The sequence below is a fragment of the Photobacterium atrarenae genome, assembly GCF_024380015.1.
Lineage (GTDB): Bacteria > Pseudomonadota > Gammaproteobacteria > Enterobacterales > Vibrionaceae > Photobacterium > Photobacterium atrarenae.
Window position 1 is genome coordinate 1,100,858 of sequence record NZ_CP101509.1, and the last position, 25,211, is coordinate 1,126,068.

Annotated in this window: 19 protein-coding genes; 14 read left to right on the plus strand and 5 right to left on the minus strand. The window is 57.8% G+C overall.

Features of this window, described 5'->3' with window-relative positions:
• Positions 1–251 precede the first annotated feature (251 nt).
• Positions 252–2,627 carry a Lon protease family protein gene (locus NNL38_RS21050; RefSeq protein WP_255390821.1) on the plus strand — a complete coding sequence of 792 codons (2,376 nt, stop codon included), beginning with the start codon at positions 252–254 and terminating at the stop codon, positions 2,625–2,627.
• 93 nt (positions 2,628–2,720) lie between these two features.
• Here NNL38_RS21050 and NNL38_RS21055 read toward each other — a convergent pair whose 3' ends face one another.
• Together NNL38_RS21055 and NNL38_RS21060 are read right to left on the minus strand one after the other, a co-directional pair.
• Entirely contained in the window at positions 2,721–3,983 is a 1,263-nt protein-coding gene (locus tag NNL38_RS21055; protein WP_255390822.1) for a hydroxymethylglutaryl-CoA reductase, read from the minus strand.
• 91 nt (positions 3,984–4,074) lie between these two features.
• A complete protein-coding gene (locus NNL38_RS21060; protein WP_255390823.1) occupies positions 4,075–4,485 on the minus strand; it encodes a helix-turn-helix domain-containing protein in 411 nt (136 codons plus the stop codon).
• A 101-nt stretch (positions 4,486–4,586) separates the two neighbouring features.
• Here NNL38_RS21060 and NNL38_RS21065 point away from each other — a divergent pair, with 101 nt between their 5' ends.
• Positions 4,587–5,495, plus strand: a complete 909-nt coding sequence (locus NNL38_RS21065) for an aldo/keto reductase (RefSeq protein ID WP_255392300.1) — start codon at positions 4,587–4,589, stop codon at positions 5,493–5,495.
• A gap of 120 nt (positions 5,496–5,615) precedes the next feature.
• Here the strand turns inward: NNL38_RS21065 and NNL38_RS21070 are convergent, their stop codons facing one another.
• Positions 5,616–6,566 carry a universal stress protein gene (locus NNL38_RS21070; protein ID WP_255390824.1) on the minus strand — a complete coding sequence of 317 codons (951 nt, stop codon included), beginning with the start codon at positions 6,564–6,566 and terminating at the stop codon, positions 5,616–5,618.
• 144 nt (positions 6,567–6,710) lie between these two features.
• Positions 6,711–7,085, minus strand: a complete 375-nt coding sequence (locus NNL38_RS21075) for a DUF3316 domain-containing protein (RefSeq protein ID WP_255390825.1) — start codon at positions 7,083–7,085, stop codon at positions 6,711–6,713.
• Between the two features lie 309 nt (positions 7,086–7,394).
• On the opposite strand from NNL38_RS21075, the gene NNL38_RS21080 reads away from it, so the two are divergent.
• The 9 genes from NNL38_RS21080 to NNL38_RS21120 all read left to right on the plus strand — a co-directional run bounded on the left by NNL38_RS21080 (position 7,395) and on the right by NNL38_RS21120 (position 19,534).
• Positions 7,395–8,732, plus strand: a complete 1,338-nt coding sequence (locus tag NNL38_RS21080) for a glycine cleavage T C-terminal barrel domain-containing protein (RefSeq protein ID WP_255390826.1) — start codon at positions 7,395–7,397, stop codon at positions 8,730–8,732.
• A 68-nt stretch (positions 8,733–8,800) separates the two neighbouring features.
• Positions 8,801–9,685, plus strand: coding sequence for a methylenetetrahydrofolate reductase (locus NNL38_RS21085; RefSeq protein WP_255390827.1), 885 nt, complete (start codon positions 8,801–8,803; stop codon positions 9,683–9,685).
• A gap of 102 nt (positions 9,686–9,787) precedes the next feature.
• On the plus strand, positions 9,788–11,509 hold the full coding sequence (locus NNL38_RS21090) for a formate--tetrahydrofolate ligase (protein WP_255390828.1): 1,722 nt from the start codon (positions 9,788–9,790) through the stop codon (positions 11,507–11,509).
• 95 nt (positions 11,510–11,604) lie between these two features.
• The gene (locus NNL38_RS21095) at positions 11,605–12,585 is read left to right on the plus strand and encodes a dipeptidase (protein WP_255390829.1); all 981 of its coding nucleotides are present in this window, start codon (positions 11,605–11,607) and stop codon (positions 12,583–12,585) included.
• A 52-nt stretch (positions 12,586–12,637) separates the two neighbouring features.
• Positions 12,638–13,276 (plus strand): 4-vinyl reductase, encoded by a 639-nt coding sequence (locus tag NNL38_RS21100; protein ID WP_255390830.1) that lies wholly within the window; start codon positions 12,638–12,640, stop codon positions 13,274–13,276.
• 9 nt (positions 13,277–13,285) lie between these two features.
• Positions 13,286–15,346, plus strand: coding sequence for an NADH:flavin oxidoreductase (locus tag NNL38_RS21105; RefSeq protein WP_255390831.1), 2,061 nt, complete (start codon positions 13,286–13,288; stop codon positions 15,344–15,346).
• 57 nt (positions 15,347–15,403) lie between these two features.
• Positions 15,404–17,344: a (Fe-S)-binding protein gene (locus tag NNL38_RS21110; RefSeq protein ID WP_255390832.1), complete on the plus strand. Its 1,941-nt coding sequence runs from the start codon at positions 15,404–15,406 to the stop codon at positions 17,342–17,344.
• Positions 17,341–18,720: an electron transfer flavoprotein subunit alpha/FixB family protein gene (locus tag NNL38_RS21115; protein WP_255390833.1), complete on the plus strand. Its 1,380-nt coding sequence runs from the start codon at positions 17,341–17,343 to the stop codon at positions 18,718–18,720. Before NNL38_RS21110 ends, NNL38_RS21115 begins: the two co-directional genes overlap by 4 nt.
• Positions 18,707–19,534, plus strand: a complete 828-nt coding sequence (locus tag NNL38_RS21120) for an adenine nucleotide alpha hydrolase family protein (RefSeq protein ID WP_255390834.1) — start codon at positions 18,707–18,709, stop codon at positions 19,532–19,534. The genes NNL38_RS21115 and NNL38_RS21120 overlap by 14 nt, the downstream gene beginning before the upstream one ends.
• Positions 19,535–19,543: 9 nt before the next feature.
• Here the strand turns inward: NNL38_RS21120 and gbdR are convergent, their stop codons facing one another.
• Positions 19,544–20,587, minus strand: a complete 1,044-nt coding sequence (gene gbdR / locus NNL38_RS21125; RefSeq protein ID WP_255390835.1) for a choline metabolism transcriptional regulator GbdR — start codon at positions 20,585–20,587, stop codon at positions 19,544–19,546.
• 622 nt (positions 20,588–21,209) lie between these two features.
• Between gbdR and betI the strand changes: the two genes are divergently transcribed.
• The 3 genes from betI (at position 21,210) to betA (ending at position 25,130) form a co-directional block, all read left to right on the plus strand.
• Complete coding sequence (gene betI / locus NNL38_RS21130; protein WP_255390836.1) at positions 21,210–21,812, plus strand: transcriptional regulator BetI; 603 nt, start codon at positions 21,210–21,212, stop codon at positions 21,810–21,812.
• Positions 21,813–21,882: 70 nt separating this feature from the next.
• The gene (gene betB / locus NNL38_RS21135) at positions 21,883–23,343 is read left to right on the plus strand and encodes a betaine-aldehyde dehydrogenase (protein ID WP_255390837.1); all 1,461 of its coding nucleotides are present in this window, start codon (positions 21,883–21,885) and stop codon (positions 23,341–23,343) included.
• A gap of 65 nt (positions 23,344–23,408) precedes the next feature.
• Positions 23,409–25,130, plus strand: coding sequence for a choline dehydrogenase (betA, locus tag NNL38_RS21140; protein ID WP_255390838.1), 1,722 nt, complete (start codon positions 23,409–23,411; stop codon positions 25,128–25,130).
• Positions 25,131–25,211: the final 81 nt, after the last annotated feature.

Below are 25,211 nucleotides of genomic sequence, written 5' to 3' on the forward strand. Positions count from 1 at the left end.
TATATCATAACCATATAAAATAAAAGGACATTTGTTATGGACTGACTGTGCTTGTAATGCGTTAGTTGTGGGTTGTGTGGCCGGAGTTAAGCAGCTGGAAGCTGGGTGTTAAATAAGTCAGGGTTGTACATAAAACGAGCGGTTGGTTCCTGATGCAGGTGGCTTTGCCCGGTAAACGTAAGGTAAGTCACTAAAATATAATCATTTGCTGTCTACACTGAGGATATCTGAGGTCATAAAGAGGGATGTTTATGTCAGTGAAACCTCTGCGCAGTGACAAACTGTATCGCGCATCAGCCCTGAACGGGCTGGCGGCGGACTGTACCTCGACCAAGCATTTAACACCGCTGGATGAAATTGTGGGCCAGGAACGGGCCCAGAAGGCGGTGGAGTTTGCCATGTCGATAAAAGAAAAGGGCTACAACATCTACGCCATCGGCCGCAACGGGCTGGGGAAGCGGACGATGATTTTGCGGTATCTGAACCGGCATGATCCCAACGGCAGCAGCGTGCCGTTGTATGACTGGTGCTACGTGGCGAACTTTGAAGAAACCCGCAGCCCGAATGTGCTGAAGTTGCCGCCGGGAACCGGTCATCAGTTCAAAAAAGAGATTGAAAAACTGATGACCCGGCTGGTCAAGGCGTTGCCGCTGGCGTTTGACAACGAGATGTATTACAGCCGCTCGGAAACGCTGAAAAACCAGCTGACCCAGAAGCAGGAGAGCTCGCTGCTGACGCTGACCAATGAAGCCAAAGAGAAAAGCGTCAGCCTGTCATTGACCACCCAGGGCGAATACCAGCTGGTGGCGATGAACGGCGAAGAGCCGCACACCGAAGAAAGTTTTGCAGAGCTGTCGGATGAAGAGCAACAGCAGTTTGATCACATCATCAGCGATCTGGAGAAAAAGCTGCGGGGGATCGTGCGTCAGCTGACGGAAATGGAGGAAGAGTTTTCCGATAAAATCCAGAAGCTGAATGAGGAAGTGGCGCTGGATGTGGTGGTGCACTTTATCAAGCCGTTGAAAAAAGTCTACAAAGGGCTGCCTGAGGTCAAAGCCTATCTCACGGCGATGCAAAAAGACATTCTGGAAAACCTGGACATCTTTCTCGAAGAGAGTGAAGAGCAGGTGGCGCTGGCCTACGCTGCGCTGGATAAGAAAATGCCGCGCCGCTACCAGGTGAATGTGCTGGTGAACCAGGATCCGGAGGCCAAATTTCCGATCGTGGTGGAAGACAGTCCGAGCTATCACTCAATTTTTGGCTATGTCGAAAACGCCACCTACAAAGGTACGGTGTTTACCGACTTTTCACTGATCCGCGCCGGCAGCCTCCACCGTGCCAATGGCGGCGTGTTGCTGATGGATGCGGTCAAAGTGTTGGAACGACCGTATGTCTGGGATGGCCTCAAACGTGCGCTGCGGGCTCGCAAGCTGAATGTGAATTCGCTGGAGCGCGAAGTGACGTTGTCCGGCACCATTTCGCTGGAGCCGGAAGATATTCCGCTCAACGTGAAGATTATTCTGTTCGGGGACTATCAGACCTATCAGCTGCTGCAGCAGTACGATCCGGATTTCAGCGAGTTGTTCCGGGTGACCGCCGATTTTGAAGATGAAATGGCGCGCACGGATGCATCAGAGGAGCAGTATGCCCGGTTCATTTCCAGCATCGTCAATGAGAGCGAGATGCTGCACTGTGACCGCAAGGCGATTGCCCGGATTATCGATTACAGCTCTCGGCAGGCGGGGGATCAGAACAAGCTGTCGCTCCACTCAGCCGATATTGCCAACTTACTGCGTGAGAGTAATTACGTGGCGAAATCATCCAAGGCGACGATGATCCGTGCCAACCACGTTGAGCAGGCGCTGCAGAGTCAGGAAATGCGGGTGAGCCGGCTCAAAGATCAGGTGATGCAGACATATCAAAATGGCACCACCCTAATTGATACTCAGGGCGCGGTGATCGGCCAGATCAACGGCTTGTCGGTGATCTCGACCACAGATTATCAGTTCGGTGCGCCGAACCGGATCACCGCCAGCACCGCGTTCGGCGATGGCGAAGTATTCGATATCGAGCGCCAGGTCAAGCTGGGCGGGCGGATCCACTCCAAAGGCGTGATGATCCTGTCTTCTTACCTGGCGTCGGTCTTTGGCCGGACCAAAGCCATTCCGCTCAAAACCCACCTGACCTTCGAGCAGTCTTACGGTGGCGTGGACGGCGACAGTGCGTCAATGGCGGAGTTGTGCGCCATTGTGTCAGCGTTTTCCCATATGCCATTACGTCAGGATGTGGCGATCACCGGTTCCATGAACCAGTTCGGTCAGGCGCAGCCGATAGGCGGGGTCAACGAGAAAATCGAAGGCTTCTTTGATGTCTGCGTGATTAAGGGACGTCAGCCGACGCAAGGGGTGATTATTCCGCAGTCCAATGCCCATAACCTGATGCTGCGTAAAGATGTGGTCGAGGCGGTGGAAAAAGGCGAGTTCCATATCTGGGCGATTAGCCATGTCTCGGAAGCGATTGAGATCCTGACCGGCAAGCCTGCCGGAGCATGGTCGGAAGAGACTGGCTATCCGCTCGATTCCGTATTCGGCCAAGCGCAGGTCAAGCTGAATGCGCTGCGGGTTTAGCGGGACAGCAAAAAGTCATACCAATTAAAGTAAGTAAGTGATCAGAAATAGCGTCGGCAGTCGTGCCGACGCTTTCTTTTATGCGGGCATGGGTCAGCCGCGCGCGAGCTTGTGGTGGGCACGCGAGAAGTGGCCGGCACAAAAAGCGCCGACGATCGACAGCTCGCCCGCCAGGCACAGGGTGGCGCAGACTTCGGCCAGCGCCTGCGACTGGCCGCTACCGGCCAGGCCAAGCAGATCCAGACAGGCATGCTGGCTCGGCAGGGAGGTGCCGCCGCCGACGGTGCCCAGCATCAGGTTCGGCAGCGTCACCGAAGCATAAAGATCACCATTCCGAGCCACCTCAATCCGGGTGATACCGACCGCTGACTCAGCCACGCAGGCGGCGTCCTGGCCGCAGGCAATATAAAACGCAGCCAGGGCATTGGCATAATGGGCGTTGATCCCGATGCTGCCGCTGAGCGTGCCGCCGACTGTGGTCATGCGGGTGAAGTCGGCCATTTGCTCGGGGGTGGTGTGGAGATACTGTTTCACCAGTGCCGGACTGATGTGAACTTCAGCCGTGACTTTCTTGCCGCGCACACTGCGCAGGGTCTGTGCGGTGGCTTTTTTATCGCCGGACAGGTTGCCGTCCAGATAGGCCTGCTCGGGTTTCACCGGGGTATTGTGGAGAATATATTCAAACACCGCGTTGGTCGAAATGGTCACCATGTTCTGGCCTGACGCATCGCCGGTCAGATATTCGAACACCAGGTAAACGTGGTTGCCTTCAATGTTGACACTGATATCCGACAGTTTGCCGTGGCGGGTCGTGGACTCGGCCACTTGCTTGAAGTCGCCATACCGGGTGACGGCCCAGGCGACGAACTGCCCGGCGTGGGCCAGATCGGCAAAGGCAAAGCATGGCGTGCGGGTGACCCCTTCGTTCAGCAACATGGCGGTGGCCCCGCCGGCCTGGGTGATCAGCTGGGCGCCGCGATGATATGAAGCAACCAGGGCTGCTTCCGAGGTCGCCAGTGGTACGGTGTAGTCGCCTTGGGCAAACAGGCCGTTGACGCGCAGCGGTCCGGCAATCCCGACCGGCAGTTTGACCGTGCCGATAAAGTTTTCGATATTTTTCTGATAGCGGGACATTTGCGCCTGCGTCGCGGGATCGAGCAACTGGGCTTTGGCGCCGTCGTTGTCCAGGATCTGCCAGCGCTTCGCCACACTGTTTGGGGTCAGGAACGGGGAGCGGGGAAGTTTCCGCACCGGGGTGGTGTGATCCGGGCTCAGGCGTTGCTGCATTTCTTCGGCAGACAAATGGCTGAGCACGGAGGTCAGGTAATCCCGGCGGTGCAGGTTGAGTTTCGGCATAGCAATACTTCTTCGCTAAAGTTGGCCGCTGATTGTACCGGGAAACAGCGCAATGACTACTCCTGCCAGCGGCTTGGGGATGATTCGGAACTTAGTGGCCGGGCTCATCTTGCCGAGCCAGCGCCAGAAAACTCGCCATGGCGCTGAGGTCGAGGAAGCCATCTGCTTTCTTATGGGCCCGGAGAAACTGGTATCCGGTGACGAACTGGTGCAATCTTGCCGCGTCTTCAGTCGACACTTCATGGCCATGAACATGGGCATAGGCAGCATGCAAGGCGTCGCGGTCCACCACTTCGGCCTGGCGGTACAGATAGCCGCAACCCGTGGCCAGCCATTCGAGCGAGCAGTTGGCTTTCATCGCAATTTGGTTGGCTTTGCTCAGGCTCGGCTCGCTGCCGTTTAAGTACTTGCGGATCAAGGCTTCACTGAGCTCGACCCGGCGGGCAAAACCGCTGATGCTCTCTTCACCAATCAGCGACTTCAGGCGGGATGCAAATGACATAGTTCGTACTCCGGTTCGAAGGGAGGGGGTTATAACATTGCGACAGGGGTGAAACAAGCCTAGGATGGTCGGCAATGATTACGCAAGAGGGAGCCGACCACATGGTGGCAAAAGTTGAGTTAACGCCGCAGGGGCCGCAATTTTCTGAGCTGGTCCAGGGCTATTGGCGTCTGGCGGACTGGGGAATGACCCCGGCGCAGCGGCTGGATTTTCTGAAGCAGCACCTGGATTTGGGGATCACCACGGTGGATCACGCCGATATCTATGGCGACTACCGCTGTGAAGCCCTGTTTGGTGAGGCGCTGGCGCTGGATCCGAGCGTGCGCGATCAGCTGGAGATTGTCACCAAGTGTGATATCAAGCTGTGCTCCGATCAATATCCGGCGCGCCGGATCAACCATTATGACACCAGCAAGGCGCATATTGTCGACTCGGTTAACAATTCCCTGGCCCGTCTTCAGGTTGAAACCATCGATGTCTTGTTGATCCACCGCCCGGACGTGTTGATGGCAGCCGATGAGGTGGCCGAGGCGTTTGCCGAGCTCAAGCAACAAGGCAAAGTGCAGTACTTCGGGGTTTCGAACTTTACCCCATCGCAGTTTGAACTGCTGCAATCGCGCCTGGATGCGCCGCTGGTGACCAACCAGGTGGAGATCAATCCGCTGAACTTTGAAGTGGCCCATGACGGTACGCTGGATCAGTTGCAGATGAAACGCACCAAGCCAATGGCCTGGTCGTGTCTGGCCGGGGGGGAGATATTCATCGGTCAGTCAGAACAAGCCGTCCGTGTGCGCAACGAGCTGGAAGCGATCGGCGAGGAAGTGGGGGAACAAAGCATTGATCAGGTGATTTATGCCTGGGTGCGCCGCTTGCCGTCCAAACCGCTGCCGATTATCGGCTCTGGCAAAATTGACCGGGTGCAGGCAGCCGTGGATGCACTGAAGATTGAACTCAGCCGTGAACAGTGGTTCCGGGTTTGGGTGGCTTCCAAAGGTCACGGGGTGCCTTAATACCAATCGCAGTAAATTTCGCTGTCAAACAAATCATGGCCTCGCGAATACTCGTGAGGCTTTTTTTGGATTGCTGTAAGTGACGTTGTCACTGTCCTGCATTGTGATCGACTGTTTCCGTCAGCCCTGATCCCCCAGCAACGGGCTGCGGAAACGATCCGGTTTGAGGGTCAGCACTGAACACTGGATTTTATCCAGCATAAACTCGGCGGTGTTCCCCATGACAAATCCGGCAATCCCGGTCCGGGACAGGCTGCCCATAATCACCAGGTCAATGTCGTGATTGTTGATATACTCCGGCAGCACGGTTTTGGCACTGCCTTCCAGCATAATCATCTGCATCGGTACCCGGTTACGCGAATAGTCAGCCATCAGTTGTGCCAGTCGGTCTTCCCGAACATCGCGGAGCTGTTGGGCGATCACTGCAATCTCCAGATCGCTGCAACGGCTCCACTCGCGCAGATAGCCTTCACTTTCCAGTTCCCAGGCGTGGCACAGCGACAGCCGGGCTTCATTGATGAGGGCAAACTCATAGGCATACTGCAGCAGTTTTTCATTCAGCGCAGTATTGTCGACGTGGGTGACATCCATTGAAACCAGGATATTGTCGAGTTTCGGCGTCTCCTGCTGCTGATGCAGTGCCCAGATTGGCACTTCGGACTCACGCATCAGGTGCCGGGTGGAAGTGCCCCATTGGCAGGCTGATTCTTTGTGAACCCGGTGGGCATCAATCACGATCATATCCACCTGAAGCTGCGAGGCCGATTTAATGATCTCTACATAAGGCACCCCGGTCACCACCTGAGTGTGAAAATCAATATCCGGATATTGGGATTGCAGCTGCTGTACGTGCTGATCCAACAGCTTCTGACATTCACGGGTGGCGTTTTCAAGCAAACTGAGAGTCGAAACCGAATAGCGGCTGAGATCCGCCAGTTCGGCTAACTCTTCGATCACGGTCAGGAGCGTCACACGGGCCTGCACCTGATTTGCCACATGCAGGGCCTGATGAAATGCAGCATCAAGCGCCTGTTTGGGGGCCAAGGGAAAAAGAAAGTGGCGGTAAGTCATTTCAGCCTCCGGAGCTCTGTTGGTCTATCAGACAGTTTGGTCTACCGGCGGCTGATTTTTCCACTTAGATCTGAAATTTATCGGTAGTTGGGTTGGCAAGGCGAAGGGGAAAACGGGCATGGAGTGATAAACCGCTGATCGGGATCAGCGGTCGGCATGGGTCCGGTAGTGATAACGCACGACTACCATCCCCTGATACTCAATTTGACCAGGATCGCGGGACAGCTCCTGAACGGTGACATAGCTGTCGTCGATCTTGACCGACCGGACATCGAGTCGGTTGACGGGCACCCGCAGGGTCCGGTGCAGCTGATAGGCACTCTGGCGTGACAATGCAGATTTGATTTGATGGCCCTGCTGATAGGCGGTTTCTTTGCTTGCCACCAGGTCGGTCCGCAGGGTTGAAGTGCCGTTCTGGCGTTGATAGCGGTCGATCGACTCAAAGTGATCGGCGGCAAGGCCGGTGCTCAATAAAGTGCCGAGAAATACCAGGGCGGGGATCGTGAGGTTTTTGTTCATAGCTGTTCTCCTCCACGCGAAGTCTGAGTATGTAAGACAGTGAGTCTGTCGCGGCTGGAGGAAATCGCGCAGTCTGCCTCGTGATGTGCCCCTACTTTTTGTGAGTTATTTTAGAACGCTAATTTATATTCCTAATTTTACGACTGAAGGTCCGGGGCCGCAAATCATGCGGGTCTGAAAGTCCCCCGAAAGAAGTAGTCGTCTGTCGTCGCGACGCTTTTAGTGCGTTTTATGTCGTAGACGGACAGCTTGATTTACCCAGAAGCGTCACATTTAAGGGGGACACCATAAGGGAATGAGGGCTACGAAATGACCAAGTACGACAGACGTTTACTGCAAGCTCGCGCTGGCGCCGCGCGGCATGAAAGCCGGGTGGATCAATCTCACCGCCGAGTGCCGATCAATCTCAGGCAATCCGGTCCGACGCCGGTCGAAATGCTGATTTCGACCCGGGTACGTAAATCGCCATACTGGCATTTATCGGTGGAAGCCGGTTGCTGGCGGGCGACCGTGTATAACCGGATTTATCACCCGCGTGGTTATGTGCTGCCGGAAGATGGCGGCGCCATGGTGGAGTATGACTCGCTGGTGAACGATGTCACGATGTGGAATGTGGCGGTGGAGCGCCAGATTCAGGTCAAGGGACCGGATGCCGAAGCCTTTGTCGATTACGTGATCACCCGCGACGCGACCAAGATCGAGCCCATGCACGGCAAATATGTGATTTTGTGCAACGACGAAGGCGGAATCCTTAATGATCCGGTGTTGCTGCGTCTGGCTGAGGATGAGTTCTGGTTCTCAATTTCCGACAGTGATCTGGAGATGTGGCTGCGCGGGGTCAATATCGGCAAGCAGTTCGATGTCTCGATCGCGGAAATTGATGTTGCCCCGGTGCAAATCCAGGGGCCGAGGTCGGAAGCCCTGATGGTGGATCTGTTCGGGAGTGCGGTCAGCGAAATTCCGTACTACGGCCTGATGGAAGCGGAGATCGCTGGCTGTGATGTGGTGATTTCGCAAACCGGCTTTACCGGAGAGAAAGGTTATGAAATCTACTGTCGCAATGTGACCGAAAATGCCGAAAAACTTTGGTACACCGTGTTGGAAGCCGGCAAAGCCCACAATCTGCGGGTGATCGCCCCGGCCCATCACCGCCGGATTGCCGCCGGGATCCTCTCCTGGGGACAGGATGTGGATCAGGAAACCCTGCCGTTCCAATGTAACCTGGCTTACCAGGTGCCGCGGAATAAAGCAGCGGATTATATCGGCAAAGCCGCGTTGGAGCAGGCCCGGACGCAGATTGAAGCTGGTAACCCGCCCTTTACCCTGACCATGGTCGGCCTGGTGCTGGGCGGCGAGCCGGTGACCGATTATGCCAACGACTTCTGGCTGGTGTATGACGAGGCTGAACAGGCACCTCTGGGCTATGTTTCTTCCCCTTGGTATTCACCGGAGCTGCAAACCAACATCGCCCTGGCGCATGTACCCTGGACAATGCGCTCGGTCGGGAACCGGTTCATGGTCGCACTGCCTTCGGAGTATGGCGGTGAGCTGGTGGCCGCGGAAGTGGTGAATGTCCCGTTCCGGCCTTCGGTGAACCCGAATTCGCGGGAAGTGGCGAAATCACGCGGCAGTGATTTTGTCGATTAGTCACTATGCACGAGAAGCTATGCGCGAAAAGCCATGCACCAAAAGCCATGCACGTAACGGGAGCAGTAATGAAGCCAGATGCCTTACAACATCCCGGTTGGGAGCATTACGAAGTCGATGTCGAGCCGACCATGCGCCAGCTGATGGCACAGGCTTCACTGGAAGCGACGCCGAGCCAGGTGCTGGGACTGGCCGCTGCGCCGGAATGGCTGATGCCGGGGACCCGGATTTATGTCCCCTTCCTGCCCAAAAGCCGGTTTGAGGAGACGCTGGCGGCCTGTGAGCGACTGCAACAGTGGGGGATGGTCGCCATTCCCCATATTCCGGCCCGTGCGGTCCCCGGGGAAGCGCAGTTATCGCAGTGGCTGACATCGCTGATCGGGCTCGGGGTCTATCACATCCTGCTGATTGCCGGCGAGCGGGCGACGCCTGCCGGGCCGTTTGCCAACACCCTGGCACTGCTGGCCTCCGGGATCCTGGCCCAGTTTCCGCTGCAGGGGATCGGGGTGGCAGGGCATCCGGAGGGGCATCCGGTGGCAACGCTCGATGAGCTATCCGATGCCCTGATCTTCAAACGGGAGTATGCCCGGGCCAACCAGGTTGAGTTATGGATTGTGACCCAGTTCAGCTTTGATCCCGATATCGTGATCCACTGGCTGGAAAGCTACCGTGAGCTGCTTGGTCCGGTGCCGGTGTATCTGGGGATGCCGGGGCCGACCCGGCTCAAGAACCTGCTGTTTTATGCCGCCCAGTGTGGCGTGGTGGCTTCCATGGCTGCCCTGCGCCGGAATATGAACGCCGCGCAATTGCTTAAGCCCTGGACGCCTGCGCCACTGGTTGAGGCCATGGCCCGGTATCAGATGATGAATCCGGCGACGCCGTTTCGCGGCATTCATTTGTATCCCTTCGGGGGGTTGAAGCAGTCTGCGTACTGGCTGCAAGGGAAACAATGACTAGGGCAATTGCTTAAGGTCATTTGAGACACATGATAAACACTGCCGGCGCGGTGCCGGTTGCAAGCCTGTGACCGGACAACTTGGCTGGAGGAGGTGGCGGTGAAGAACGAGATGAATATAGCCCTGATCCCGCCGGATAATATCCCGCCGCCCGGTGCGACGGATCTTGAGATCGCCCGGGCGGTGACGCCAAAACCCGTGATCGAGATTGCGGCGGAGCGGCTGGGCCTGCTGCCGCATCAGCTGATCCCCTATGGTCATTACAAAGCCAAGGTGGACTTGATGCAGCTCGATGTCAGCCAGCCAAGAGGTAAGCTGGTGCTGGTCACCGCCATGACCCCGACCCCTGCCGGGGAGGGGAAAACCACCACCAGTATTGGCCTCTGCGATGGCCTGAATGCGCTCGGGATCAATACCAGTGTTTGTCTGCGTGAGCCTTCACTCGGCCCTTGTTTCGGAATGAAGGGGGGCGCGGCTGGTGGCGGTCGGGCGCAGGCGATCCCGATGGAAGATCTCAACCTGCATTTTAACGGTGATTTTCATGCGGTGACGGTTGCCCACAACCTGCTGGTTTCCCTGATTGATAACCACTTGCACTGGGGCAATGAGCTGGCGCTCGACCCACGCCAGATCAGCTGGCGGCGGGTGATGGATCTTAATGAACGGGCGCTGCGCAATATTGTCTGTGGGTTAGGTGGCACCGCCCATGGGATACCGCGTGAGTCCGGGTTCGATATTACCGTGGCTTCGGAAATTATGGCGGTGTTGTGCCTGGCCGAAGATCTGCACGACCTCCAGCTGCGCCTCAGTGCGATGGTGATCGGAAGGCGGCGGGATGGCAGCGTGGTGACGGCGGGTGAGCTGGGCGCCGATGGTGCCCTGACCGTATTGCTGAAAGACGCCATGATGCCGAACCTGATCCAGAGCCTGGAGCACAACCCGGTGCTGGTGCATGGCGGTCCGTTTGCCAATATCGCCCATGGTTGCAGCTCGCTGATGGCGACCCGGACTGCGCTGGCCCTGACGGATGTGGTGATCACCGAAGCCGGTTTCGGGGCTGATCTCGGGGCTGAGAAGTTTTTGGATATCAAATGCCGGTTGTCGGGGTTGGCCCCGGATGCGGTGGTGCTGGTGTGTACGATCCGGGCGCTGAAAATGCAGGGCGGGATCGCCAAGGCTGATTTAGCCCTGCCCGATGTGGTGGCGGTGGAAGCCGGCTCGGTCAACCTGTTGCGTCATATCCGGAATGTGCAGCAGTTCGGCTTGACCCCGCTGGTTGTGGTGAACCGGTTTCCGACTGACAGCGATGAAGAGCTGGCAGTGATTCAGCGCTGCGGGCTCGCCTCCGGGGTACGGGTGGTGTCTGCCGAACACTGGGCTCGCGGCAGCGACGGGGCGCAGGCGCTGGCCCTGGCAGTGCAGGAGCAATTGTCTGCGCCGAAGCCTGAGCTGACCTTGCTTTATCCCGATGAGATGCCGCTGGATGAGAAAATCTATACCGTCGCGACCCGGATGTATGGCGCCGGGGAGGTGCAGTACAGCTCGGCGGCATACCGTCAGCTGGAGGAGATCCATCAGCTCGGATTCGGCCACCTGCCGGTCTGTATTGCCAAGACGCCGTACAGTTTTTCTTCAGAACCGGCGATCCTGGGTGCGCCGGTCAATCACACCCTGCCGGTACGAGAGCTGCGCCTGATGGCCGGGGCCGGGTTCGTGGTGGCGGTGTGCGGCGACATTATGACCATGCCGGGGCTGCCCCGTCACCCGGCGGCGCTGAATATCCGGCTGGATGAGCGGGGTGAGATTATCGGCTTGTGCTAACGGATTGTTACAGCACATGATGCCAGCGACCGGAGCGCTGAGCGCTTCAATCGGGCGAACACGTAGGGAAAGCAGATTGAATGGGGGAGATGAGGATGTCTGACGCGATGCAACTGCACCAGCAGTCGATCATTATTGACGGACTGGTCATTGCCAAATGGGACCGGGCGTTGTTTGAGGACATGGCCCGGGGCGGAGTGACTACGGCCAACTGTACCGTCTCCGTGTGGGAAGGGTTTCAGGCCACGGTTGATAATATCGTCGAGTTTAACCAGTTTTTCAACGAACATGATGACTTGATTAGGCCGGTTCGCAGCACCCGGGATATCTACCGGGCCAAGGAAGAAGGCAGAACCGGGGTGATACTCGGCTTTCAGAATGTCCAGGCGTTTGAAGATCAGCTCGGTTATATCGAGATCTTCAAACAGCTCGGGGTCGGGATCGCGCAAATGGCCTATAACACCCAGAACCTGGTCGGTACCGGCTGTTATGAGCGCGACGGCGGCCTGTCCGGGTTCGGCCATGAAGTGGTCGCGGAGATGAACCGGGTCGGCATCATGTGCGATTTGTCTCATGTCGGCGACAAAACCTCGCAGGAGGTGATCCTGGCGTCTGAAAAACCGGTCTGTTATTCCCACTGCCTGCCGCTCGGGCTTAAGGAGCACCCGCGCAATAAGTCGGATGAAGCTCTGAAGTTTATCGCCGATCACGGCGGGTTCATCGGTGTCACTATGTTTTCACCGTTTCTGAAAAACGGGATCCACTCCACCATTGAGGACTATGTCGAGGCGATTGACTACATCGTCAATCTGGTCGGGGAAGACTGCGTCGGGATCGGCACCGATTTTACCCAGGGCCAGGATCAGGCGTTCTTCGAGTGGCTGACCCATGACAAAGGGTATGCCCGGCGTTTAACCCGGTTCGGCGAAATCATCAACCCCAAAGGGATCCGTACCCTCGGTGAGTTTCCCAACCTGACCCGAGCGCTGCTGGCCCATGGCTGGTCGGAAAGCCGGGTGCAAAAAATCATGGGCGAGAACTGGGTGCGGGTGCTGAAAGATGTCTGGCATGAATAACCTGAAGGCCTGACTGCTGCTGCCGCTTGCGTTGCCGTGAAAGGAGAAACTGATGTCGATGCGATCACCGAACACCCACAGCCCGGAAGTGCCGATTGAAGTGGAGGACGAGACTGGGATCTGGCGAACCAACGGGCTGCCGATGCTGTATGTACCGCGCCATTTTCTGATCAATAACCATGACGCGGTGGAGAAGGCGCTGGGCATGGAAAAGTATGCCGCCATTTTGTATGACGCCGGGTATCAGTCGGCGTATCACTGGTGTGAGCAGGCATCGCAGACCCTCGGGTTGCACGGCGCGGCCGTGTTTGAGCACTACATGCTGCGGTTGTCGCAGCGCGGCTGGGGACAGTTCACCGTCGAGCAGCTCGACGTCGCTCAGGGACGAGCCCGGATACGGCTGGCCCATTCGGCGTTTGTCTGCCACTACGGCAAGGTGGATCGCAAAGTCGATTACATGTTTACCGGCTGGTTTGCCGGTGCCATGGATCAGATCACCCAACAGCTCGGACAGCCTATCGCAACGGTCGCGGTTCAACGGCAAAGCGAAGCGGAGATTGGCTGTGATTACGGGGTGTTTGAAGTCATGCCGAAAGCTCGGGTACAGGACTATATTCCCGAGCAGGCTTTGGAGCCGGTGCAGATTCAGGTACAGGCTCAGGGCCGAGGTCAGGATCGGGACAGGGAGTAAGGAGTCACTATGGCGCAATTTGACGCAATCTTTCAGCCGCTGGCGATCAACCAGCTGATGATCCGCAACCGCATCGTCAGTACCGCCCATGCCGAAGTCTATGCCACCGACAATGGCATGCCGACCGAGCGCTATATCCGCTATTACGAGGAGAAAGCCAAAGGCGGCATCGGGCTGTGCATTTGCGGTGGCTCAAGCCCTGTCTCGATTGACAGCCCGCAGGGCTGGTGGAAGTCGGTGAACTTAACTACGGATGCGGTGATCCCGCATTTGCAGCGGCTGGCGGATGCTGTTCATCGTCACGGCGCTCACATCATGATCCAAATTACCCACATGGGGCGTCGCTCCCGCTGGGATGGTGGTGACTGGCCCCACTTGCTCAGCCCGAGCGGGATCCGCGAGCCGGTACACCGGGCCACCTGCAAAACCATCGAGCCGGAAGAGATTGAGCGGATCATAGCCAACTTTGCCGCGGCGGCGCGCCGGGTCAAAGCTGCCGGGTTTGACGGGGTGGAGTTGTCGGCAGTGCATCAGCACTTGATCGATCAGTTCTGGAGCCCGCGGGTGAATCATCGCACCGATGAGTGGGGCGGCAGTTTCGAAAACCGGCTGCGGTTTGGGCTTCGGGTGCTGGAAGCGGTGCGGGCGGAAGTCGGGCCTGATTTTGCAGTCGGGATGCGGATTTGCGGCGATGAGTTTCATCCCGACGGTCTGACCCATGAAGACATGAAGGCCATTGCTGGCTACTACGATGCGACCGGGATGGTGGATTATTTCGGCGTGGTGGGCTCGGGCTGTGACACCCACAATACCCTGGCCAATGTGATCCCCAATATGACCTATCCGCCGGAGCCGTTTCTGCATCTGGCGGCCGGGATCAAGCAAGTCGTGAATGTGCCGGTGATCCATGCTCAGAGCATCAAAGATCCAATCCAGGCCGAGCGGGTGCTTGAAGCCGGGTATGTCGATTTTGTCGGCATGACCCGGGCCCATATTGCCGATCCGTACCTGATCGCCAAGGTCCGGCTTGGCCAAGTGGATCAGATCCGTCAGTGTGTTGGCGCCAACTACTGTATTGACCGGCAATATCAGGGGCTGGATGTGTTGTGCTTGCAAAATGCCGCAACTTCCCGCGAAGCGACCATGCCGCATATGATCAGCAAAACCCGTGGGCCAATCCGCCGGGTGGTGGTGGTCGGCGGTGGCCCGGCCGGGATGGAAGCGGCGCGGGTCTGTGCTGAGCGCGGTCACGAGGTGGTTTTGTTCGAAAAAGCAGGCGAGTTGGGCGGGCAGATCACTCTGGCAGCCAAAGCGCCGCAGCGGGAGCAAATCGCCGGGATCACCCGTTGGTTTGCGCTTGAACTCAGCCGGCTTGCAGTGACGCTGAAACTGGACACCGAAGCGGATGCCGAACAAATCCTGGCTGAACAGCCGGATGTGGTGATCCTGGCCGTCGGCGGTGAGCCGTTTGTCGATCAGTATCCGGGTTGGGGCGCCCGGGATGGCCTGGTGGTTAGCAGCTGGGACGTGCTGAGCGGCCGGGTGGCACCGGGGAAAAATGTGCTGGTGTACGACACCATTTGTGAGTTCAGCGGGATGTCGGTGGCGGATTATCTGGCCTCGAAAGGCGCGCTGGTCGAGCTGGTCACTGATGATATCAAGCCCGGTGTGGCGATTGGCGGCACCACCTTTCCCACCTATTACCGCAGCCTTTATGAGCGGGAGGTGATCATGACGCCTGATCTGCGCTTGGATCAGGTCTACCGTGAAGGAGACCGCGTGATTGCCCGGCTGGAGAATGAATATACCCAGCAGCAGGAAGAGCGGGTGGTGGATCAGGTGGTGATTGAAAATGGGATCCACCCCAGTGAGCAGCTTTATTACCAGCTTAAAGCGGCCTCGCTGAATCACGGCCAGATGGATTTAGAGGCGTTGTATGCTGCCGAGCCGCAGCCGGATCTGAGCCGCCATGGCGAAGGCTATCTGCTGTACCGGATCGGCGATTGTGTGTCACAGCGTAACATTCACGCGGCGATCTATGATGCCTTGCGGCTGTGTAAGGACTTCTGACTAGGGGTGGAAGAATCGGGAGTTGGAAGAATCGGCTTGGATCTGCCGGGAGGAGCGATGGTGGCAACCTGGATAACTGCATTGTTGTGGCTGAGTCTGCTGGTGATGGGGGTTGGCGCGGTGCGCCGGATCCGCCTCTGGCGCCAGGGGCGGCCGAACCCGGTGCCTTTCTGGACCGGACTGGTCAGCGTGCCGCGACGCTATCTGGTGGATTTGCATCACGTGGTGGCGCGGGATCCGGCGATGGCGACCACCCATGTCGCCACCGCGGGCGGCTTTGTTGCTGCGATGGTGTTGCTGATCGGGATCTATCTGCTCGGACTGGCGTCCAGCTTTTTTCATGTCCTGTTGCTGATGGCCTGCGGCGTGATGTTGATTGGCGCGCGAAGAGTCGCCCGGCGGCGTCGGACACCCTTACCGGCACATCTCTCAGCCGGGCCCTGGATGCGGCTGCCGAAAAGCCTGATGGTTTTTGCCGTCACCTTTGTGGCGCTCAGCATTCTGGCACTGGTCGGCGTCGAACAGCTGCCGTGGCTGGGTGTGGTGCTGTTGGTCGCTGTCTTGTGTGTGGCGCTGGCCGATTTGCTGTTTGGCATGACCTGGGGCGGACCGATGAAACATGCCTTTGCCGGGGCGCTGCACCTGGCATTTCACCCCCGCCCACAGCGCTTTGGTGGTGGCCGCTCAACCGGACTGAAACCGCTGGATTTGAGCGCGGACCGGCTCGGAGTGGAAAAAGTGACGGACTTTCACTGGAACCAGCTACTGGGCTTTGATGCTTGTGTCCAGTGCGGCCGTTGCGAGCAAGCCTGCCCGGCCTTTGCTGCCGGGCAGCCGTTGAATCCGAAGAAACTGGTTCAGGATCTGGTGGTCGGGATGGCGGGCGGTTCAACCGCCGATTATGCCGGTAGTCCGCATCCGGGCCAGTCGGAGCAGGCTGCGTGCGGCGCACCGGATCAGCCGCTGTTTGCCTCGTTACTTGATCCGGAAACCGTGTGGTCTTGCACCACTTGTCGGGCCTGCGTCGAAGCCTGTCCGATGATGATTGAACATGTCGATGCCGTGGTCGATCTGCGCCGCCATCTGACGCTGGTTGCCGGTGCTACTGCTGGCAAAGGTCCGGAGGTGTTGTGTAACCTGATCGCCACCGATAATCCGAACGGCAATCCGCCAACGCATCGCCACAACTGGGCGGTGGATCTGAATCTGCCGCTGTTGCCGGAAGTGAAGCAAACCGATGTTTTGCTGTGGGTCGGCGACGGCGCATTCGAACGGCGTAATCAACGCACCTTGCGGGCGCTGGTGGCTCTGCTGCGCCGTGCCGGGGTGGCGTTTGCCGTGCTCGGCAATGATGAGCTCGATTGCGGCGATCTGGCGCGGCGGCTCGGTGATGAAGCGACATTTCAGCGCCTGGCAACGGCCAATGTCCGCACCCTCAATCAGTATCAGTTTGCGCGCATCGTGACGACTGATCCCCATGCATTTCATGCGCTCAAAAATGAGTACCCGGACTTTGGTGGCCATTATCGCGTCTGCCACCATACCCAATTGCTGGCCGAGTTGCTGACTGTGCTGGCGGCAGACGGCCGACTGGCGGACTCCCCGCTGGCCGGGACGGCATTGACCTATCATGACCCCTGCTATCTGGGCCGCTATAACGGCGAGTATGACGCCCCGCGGCAGGTCTTGCAGGCCTTGGGCGCAGAGATCAAAGAAATGGACCGCTCCGGCTATCGCGCTCGTTGCTGTGGTGGGGGCGGGGGCGCGCCGGTGACTGATATTCCCGGCAAACAGCGGATCCCGGATATGCGGATGGCGGATGTCCGGGAAACGGGCGCGCAGCTTGTGGTGGTGGCCTGTCCGCAGTGTTGCCTGATGCTCGAAGGCGTGGTCGAGCCCCGGCCGCAGGTGCGCGATGTGGCAGAGCTGTTGCTGGAGGTGATTGAGGCACTTCCTGAGCCTGATACGCCGTTCACCGGAAAGGCGGAGTTGGCATGAATGATATGACTGATCCCATCAAGCGCTGTGATCCGCGGCAGGCCCGGATCCTGCGTAACCGTCTGCATCCGCAATATCCGGCGCTGTCTGAGCAAATGAGCAGTCGGCAACTCTCTGGAGGTCGGATTGAAGCAGAAGGCAAGATTCGCCGAATTGATCCGCATCAGCGGGGTGAGATCGGGCCGTCTGGGATCCGTCGCATTGATCGTTCGCTCAAGAACGTATCAGAGATGACTTCCCAAGCTTTGCAAGGGGGGATGAATGCATCGTCGGTGCTGACTGGCGCTTTTACTGCGCCCCGGAAGGCAAAACTGCTGCCGGTGCATCAGGTAACGGACCCGGATTTTTATATTGTCGTGGTGCCGGAGTTTGAAGGGGGGCAGCTGTCGGAAGCCGACCGCGCTTTGCTGGGGGTGGCGCAGCAGCTGGCGGCTCAGGATCCGGGTACAGCTGGCGCTGTGGTTGCGGTGGTATGGGACCGCGATGTGGGCGATAAAGCCCAAATGCATGAGGCGTTTTCCCGGGCTGGTGCTGATCGGGTGTTGGCGCTGCCGGCGCCTTCGGGGTATCAGCCGGAGTACCGCCTGGCTGGTCTGGCGGCTGCAGAGCAAGTACTCACCCCCCGATTCTGGTTGTTCGGAGAATCAGGCTGGCGCAGCGCGGAGCTGGGGCGGCGTCTGGCAGCCCGGTTGGGAGAGCGAGCAGCGACCAGCGTGGTTGAGATGGCGCTTGACCCGGAAAAAAACGTGAATGGCTTGTGGTGTCGTTCGGGCCACTCCGGTCAGGAGTATCTGCGCGAACTGACCCGGATCTGGCTGGTAGCCACGCCGTTAGCTGAGCCGCTGGAAGAGGACTGCCGGTATCAGGCGAAGGTTTTGCCGGTGCCAGATGTTGCGCCGCAGGAAGCGAAAATTACCGATCTCGGTCGCCAGGCGGTCGCGCCGGGGTCGGTTCCACTGGCGGAAGCGGAGTTTATCCTGGCCGGCGGCAACGGGGTGACAGACTGGCCGCTGTTTCACCGGGTGGCAGTCGCGCTGGGGGCGACGGAAGGGGCCAGTCGGGTGGCGGTCGATGATGGATATATGGCCAGGGCGACCCAGGTCGGTGCTTCCGGGACGCTGGTGTCGGCACGGGTCTATCTGGCGGTCGGGATCTCCGGGGCGATTCAGCACTTGCAGGGGATCAGCCAGTGCGAGAGCGTGATTGCGATTAATGTCGACCCCGGCTGTGCCATGGTCGGGCGCGCCGATCTCAGCGTGATCGCGGATAGCAGCGCTGTGTTGCAGGCGCTGATTGAGGCCTGTGGCGATGCTCGTGGTGGATCGGATCCTGCTGAGCAGCCACCAGATGGGGAGGTGTGGGATGATGCGGTCTGAAACGTTGCGGGTGTTGGTGCTGGTCTCCGTCGGGTGCCATCCGGTGAGTGGGAGAACATGCCGGGCGAGTCTGGATGCTCAGGCGCTTGAGCTGGCGCTGGGGACCCCCGGTTCTCAGGTGGGTGTGGTGCATGTGGGCGATCCGGCAGAGCCGGCACTGCGCGAGTATCTGGGCATGGGGCCGGTGCAGCTGACGGTGCTGAGTTCGGTCGAGCCTGCGTCAGATGTCCTCTCATTGCTGGTTTCGTATATTCGCCAGCACGCGCCGGATCTGGTGCTGTGCGGTGAACGGGCGGAATGGGGGGAAGCGTCGGGGTTGGTGCCTTATTTACTGGCAGAGCAGCTGGGCTACCCTTTGCTCCCACATATTGTGGCGTTGGAAGCGCAAGCCGATGAAGAAACTGACGAACTGAAGTTGACCCAGGCCCTGCCGCGCGGACAGCGTCGTCAACTGGCTGTTGCTACCCCGGCGGTGCTGACTGTGAGCAGTGCTGCGCCTGCGGCGCGGCAAAGCGCTTTTATTCGGGCGCGGGATGGGGAGATCCATTCGCTGGCTCTCGACGGAGAACCGACAGCAATAGAGGGGGGGCTCAAACAAGGCTCTGAAAGAGAGGCCGCCCGATGGCCGCAGCGCCAGGCCAGAAAGCGGCCGAAACCGCTCAAGGTTCACCGCGGTAAAACGGCTGCGGAGCGGATGAAAGCAGCGATTGCGGTCACCGCTCAGCAGGAAGGGCAGGTGCTTGAAGGTGTTGAGCCAGAGCAGGCTGCCGCAACAATTCTGGCCTTACTGCGACAAAAAGGGCTGGTGAAATAGACGCAAGGCTCAGATCCCGCTGTTATAGAGGGATTCAAGATTGTCAATAATGACCGGCAGGGGCGCTAGCACTGGTCCGGGTTGGGCAATCGGAACGCCGATCCGCTCGTGGCGCGGTGCCAGCCCGAAACAGTCGCGATAGCATTTGCTGAAATGGGGCGTGGAGACGAACCCGCAGGAGACTGCGATTTCGACGATTGACATCTTGGTTTGCTTCAGCAGTTGCCGTGCCCGGCTGAGCCGCAGTTGCAGGTAATAGCGGGAGGGCGAACATTGCAGGTGTTTCTGGAACAAGCGTTCCAGCTGGCGGCGGGATAAAGCCACAAAACCGGCCAGCTCGTTCATACTGAGGGGCTCTTCGAGGTTGGCTTCCATCAGCGAGACAATATCCAGCAATTTGGGCTGGGCGGTGCCGACCAGGTTGCGGAGCGGAATTTTTTGGGTCTCCTGTCCGTTGCGGATCCGTTCGCACATAAACATCTCTGAAATCGCCGCACTGAGTTTATGGCCGTGCTGTTGGGCGATTAGGGTCAGCATCATATCCATTGGTGCTGTACCGCCGGAACTGGTCATGCGTTTCGAACTCAGGGTAAACAGTTTGTCGGTGGTTTTGACAAACGGGAACAATTCCTGAAAGCCGGCTAAATATTCCCAGTGGATGGCGCAAAGCTGGTTGTTCATGAGTCCGGCCCTGGCCAGTACATAACTGCCGGTACAAATTCCGCCCAGGGTTTTCCCCTGGCGATCCAGCCGGTTGAGCCAGTTCATCAAATTGGGAGAACAACTATGTTCAATATCGACCCCACCACAGACAATCACTGTATCGAGCGGCAGTTGGGAGGGGATTCTGTCTCCGACGTTCAGTTCCAGTCCGTCGCTGGCCGTGACGGGGTCTCCGGACTCGCTGAGGGTCGACCATTGGTACAGGGTTTGCCCGGACAACTGGTTGGCCATGCGCAAAACTTCGATCGCCGAAGCCATGGCAATCATGGTGAAGTTTCGGGTGAGGTAAAAGCCGATATACATGGGCTTCGATAACGTACTTGAGGTCATGAATCGGTACTCCTGAGGCATATGCGATGCAGATTTCAGATTGGCGACTGCGCCCAAGGTGAACACGCGAAAATACACCCCTCCTTTTTATGTAATCCAGGGTTAACAAAAAGTAAAATTTTAAATGAGGCCTGGCGCTCAATTTGTCTAAAACTTAGGACTGGTACTGGTGATCAACCCGGTTGATTGCTCAGCCGGGTCGCTTCAGGGTTGGTGTTTAAAACACCAAATGTTAGAGGTCTAATTAAAACCTTCCTTTTAAGATCCGGAACTTCAGATTTCAGTGATGAATGTCGAAAAATGACCTGACTTTCGGGTGATCAAAGCAAGATTTTTCCGCTGTATTTTGAGGGGAAAGTGGATTCCTGTTTTCACTGCACCGTAGAACCCTTGTCGAGAAACGCATTACAACCAGGTCGTTTTTACTCAAAACAATTTAAAATTCTTAAAATAAACTAAATTATATATAATTCTATTTATTTCAATATCTTAAGTGCACTCAGGTGTAACCTTTAATGTTGTAAAAGATTACTGCACGAAACAATTTCCTTGATCTAACACGAAGATCGTGTAGATTTATTTTTAATTAAACGTTCAATCAAAAAACATTTGAGTAACATTTATGCCGAAGGTAGGGATGCCAGAGATACGTCGTCCGCAGTTGGTCGAAGCGACCATGGCGGTCATTGATGAGGTCGGTTTGTCCGGGGCCAGTGTGGCTCTGATCAGCAGGAAGGCCGGGGTTTCCCCCGGGATCATCAATCATTATTTCGGTGGGAAGCATGGCTTGCTGGAAGAGACCATGCGCTCGGTCCTGCGTCAGTTGTCCGCGACCTCGATTGCTTATTTGAGCGCGGTTGACCCCCAGGATGTGACGGCACGGATCAAGGCGATTGTGGCGGCCAACTTCGACAGCTATCAGGTTGAAAATAAGGTGGTAAAAACCTGGCTGGCGTTTTGGGCTCAGTCGATGCATGACCCGGCGCTGTACCGGTTGCAGCGAGTGAATGAAAAACGCCTGCTATCCCATTTGCGGCGTGAGCTCAAGCGGGTGCTTCCGGCGCAGGACGCGGCGTTTGTTGCCCAGGGCATTGCGGCGCTGATCGACGGGATCTGGTTGCGCGGGGCATTGAATCCGGACGGCATTTGCCCGCAGCAGGCGCAGCGGATCATCCTGGATTATCTCGACAAGCAGCTGGTGGCGCTGAACGCATCAGGCCAGTGAGCACGATTGACATGCGGCCGGGCGGTCGCATCACGGCAATGACTAACGTAAGAATTCTGAAGGCAGTTTGATGAAAGTAAAATCTCTTTACCTCAATGGTCAGGCGGTTGAGACAACCTCTGGCGAAACCTTTTTGACCTACAACCCGGCGACTGGCGAGCCGCTGGCGGAAATCGGTCAGGCTTCAAGCGAAGATGTTGAGCGCGCGATTGCCTCGGCGCACGAAGGCTTCAAAGTCTGGTCGGCCATGAGCGGTGCCGAACGGGGCCGGATCCTGATGCGCGCCGTCGCGATCCTGCGTGAACGCAACGACGAGCTGGCTGCCCTGGAAGTGAAAGATACCGGTAAGCCGCTGCAAGAAGCCATTGAGGTTGATATTACGACCGGCGCCGATGTGATTGAGTATTACGCCGGGCTGGCTGCGACCATTCACGGTCAGCAGCAGGATCTGGGTCACAACCAGTTTTTCTACACCCGTCGCGAGCCGCTGGGTGTGTGTGCCGGGATCGGTGCCTGGAACTATCCGATCCAGATCGCGATGTGGAAATCCGCGCCGGCGCTGGCGGCCGGGAACGCGATGGTGTTTAAGCCGTCGGAAGAAACCCCGCTGACCGCTCTGAAACTGGCAGAAATTTTCACCGAAGCTGGGGTGCCGGATGGCGTGTTTAACGTGGTGCAGGGCGATTACCGGGTTGGTCAGATGTTGTCGCGCCACCCGGACATTGCCAAAGTCTCCTTTACCGGCGAATGCGGTACCGGTAAGAAAGTGATGGCCGATGCGGCGGGTACACTGAAAGACATCACCATGGAGCTGGGCGGTAAATCGCCGCTGGTGGTATTCGATGATGCCAGCCTGGATAACGCGGTCTCTGCCGCCATGATGGCGAACTTCTACACCCAGGGCGAAGTGTGTACACACGGTACCCGGGTGTTTGTTCATGACTCAATTTATGATGCGTTCCTGGAACAGCTGGCAGCGCGCACGGCCAAGTTGGTGATTGGCGATCCGGCGGATATGCACACCCAGATTGGCGCGCTGATCTCCCGAGATCACATGGAAAAAGTGCTGGGCTTTATTGAAGCCGGTAAGACATCCGGGGCCCGACTGATCTGCGGCGGTGCGCGGGAAACCGGCAATGGCCTGGAGAACGGTAACTTTGTCCAGCCGACCATTTTTGCCGACTGCACCGATGACATGCCGCAGGTGAAAGAAGAAATTTTTGGTCCGGTGATGTCGGTGCTGCGCTTTAGCGATGAAGCAGAAGTCATTCGCCGTGCCAACGATACCCAGTACGGCCTGGCTGCAGGGGTCTTTACCCAGAACCTGTCACGTGCCCACCGGGTGATTGCTCAAATCGAAGCCGGGATTTGTTGGGTCAATACCTGGGGTGGCTCACCTGCGGAGATGCCGGTCGGTGGCTACAAGCAATCGGGGATTGGTCGTGAGAACGGGATCGAAACCCTGAACCACTATACCCAGAACAAGAGCGTTCTGATTGAACTGGGCGATCTTGAATGTCCGTATGACTAACGCGCTGGCCCCGGTGCTAACCGGGGCTTTTCACAGCCAGAAGACAGCATGACAGGAGAGCTCAAATGACTACAACATATGATTACATTATTGTCGGTGCCGGCTCAGCCGGGTGTGTGCTAGCGGACCGACTGACCGCTTCGGGCGAGCACAAGGTGCTGCTGTTAGAAGCGGGCGGTACGGATCGCAGCATTTTTATCCAGATGCCGACCGCGCTGTCGTATCCGATGAACAGTGACCGATATGCCTGGCAGTTTGAAACCCAGCCGGAAGCCGGACTTGATGATCGCCAGCTGCATTGTCCGCGCGGCAAGGTCCTGGGTGGCAGCTCATCCATCAACGGGATGGTTTATGTCCGCGGACATGCCTGCGACTTTGATGAATGGGCTGAACACGGCGCCGAGGGCTGGCGCTATCAGGACTGTCTGCCGTATTTCCGTCGCGCCGAGTCCTGGATTGGCGGCGAAGATGATTACCGTGGTGGCGATGGCCCGGTGGCCACCTGTAACGGCAACGACATGAAACTCAACCCGCTGTACGAGGCATTCATTGATGCCGGTCAGGAAGCGGGTTACCCGAAAACCGATGATTACAACGGTTATCAGCAAGAAGGCTTTGGCCCGATGCATATGACGGTTAATCACGGCGTGCGGGCATCGACTTCAAACGCCTATCTGCGCCGGGCGATGAAGCGTCGTAATCTGACGCTGAAAACCGGTGTGGTGACCCGAAAAGTGCTGTTGAAAAACAAGCAGGCGATCGGGGTGGAGATTGAAAAGGGCGGCAAGATCGAATCGATTTACGCCAATACCGAAGTGCTGCTTTCGGCCGGTTCAGTCGGCTCACCGCAACTGCTGCAACTGTCCGGCATTGGCCCGAAAGCTGTGCTGGAGCAGGCCGGTGTTGACGTGGCCCACGAGCTGCCAGGCGTCGGCGAAAACCTGCAGGATCACCTGGAAGTCTATTTCCAGTATGAGTGCGAGCAGCCGATCACCCTCAACAGCAAGCTGGGGCTGATCAGCAAAGGCTTGATCGGCACCCGCTGGATCCTGCGCAAAGACGGCCTGGGCGCCACCAACCATTTTGAATCCTGTGCCTTCATTCGCTCTCGCGCCGGACTGAAATGGCCGAATATCCAGTACCACTTCCTGCCGGCAGCCATGCGCTATGACGGTCAGGCGGCCTTTGATGGCCACGGTTTCCAGGTCCACGTCGGTCCGAATAAACCGGAAAGTCGTGGCCGGGTCTGGATTGGCTCTGCGGATCCGTACCAGAAGCCGAACATTGAATTTAACTACATCAGTACCGAGCAGGATCGCCAGGATTGGCGCGACTGTATTCGCCTGACCCGTGAAATTCTCGCCCAGCCGGCGATGGATCCATATCGCGGCACCGAGATCCAGCCGGGTGAGGCGGTGAATACGGATGCTGAAATCGACGCCTGGGTGCGCCAGAATGTCGAAAGCGCCTACCACCCTTCCTGTACCTGCAAAATGGGCGCGGACACCGACCCGATGGCGGTGCTGAACTCAGCTTGCCAGGTTCGTGGCATTGACGGCTTGCGCGTGGTTGACTCCTCCGTTTTCCCGACCATCCCGAACGGCAACCTCAATGCGCCGACCATCATGGTGGCGGAAAAAGTGGCCGATGCCATTTTGGGGAACACACCACTGGCTCCTTCTGATGCACCGACCTGGATCGCGCCGAACTGGGAAAGCCAGCAGCGCTCCGGCCAGGCGAAGCGCCCGCTGGAGAACAGTCAACAACCAGCAGCTGTCGTAAGCTGACCGAGTTGTCCGCCGGGCCCTAGCTGAGTAGACGCTTCAGGAGCCCGGCGAAAGTAAGACGGACGGCGAGTATTCGCCGAA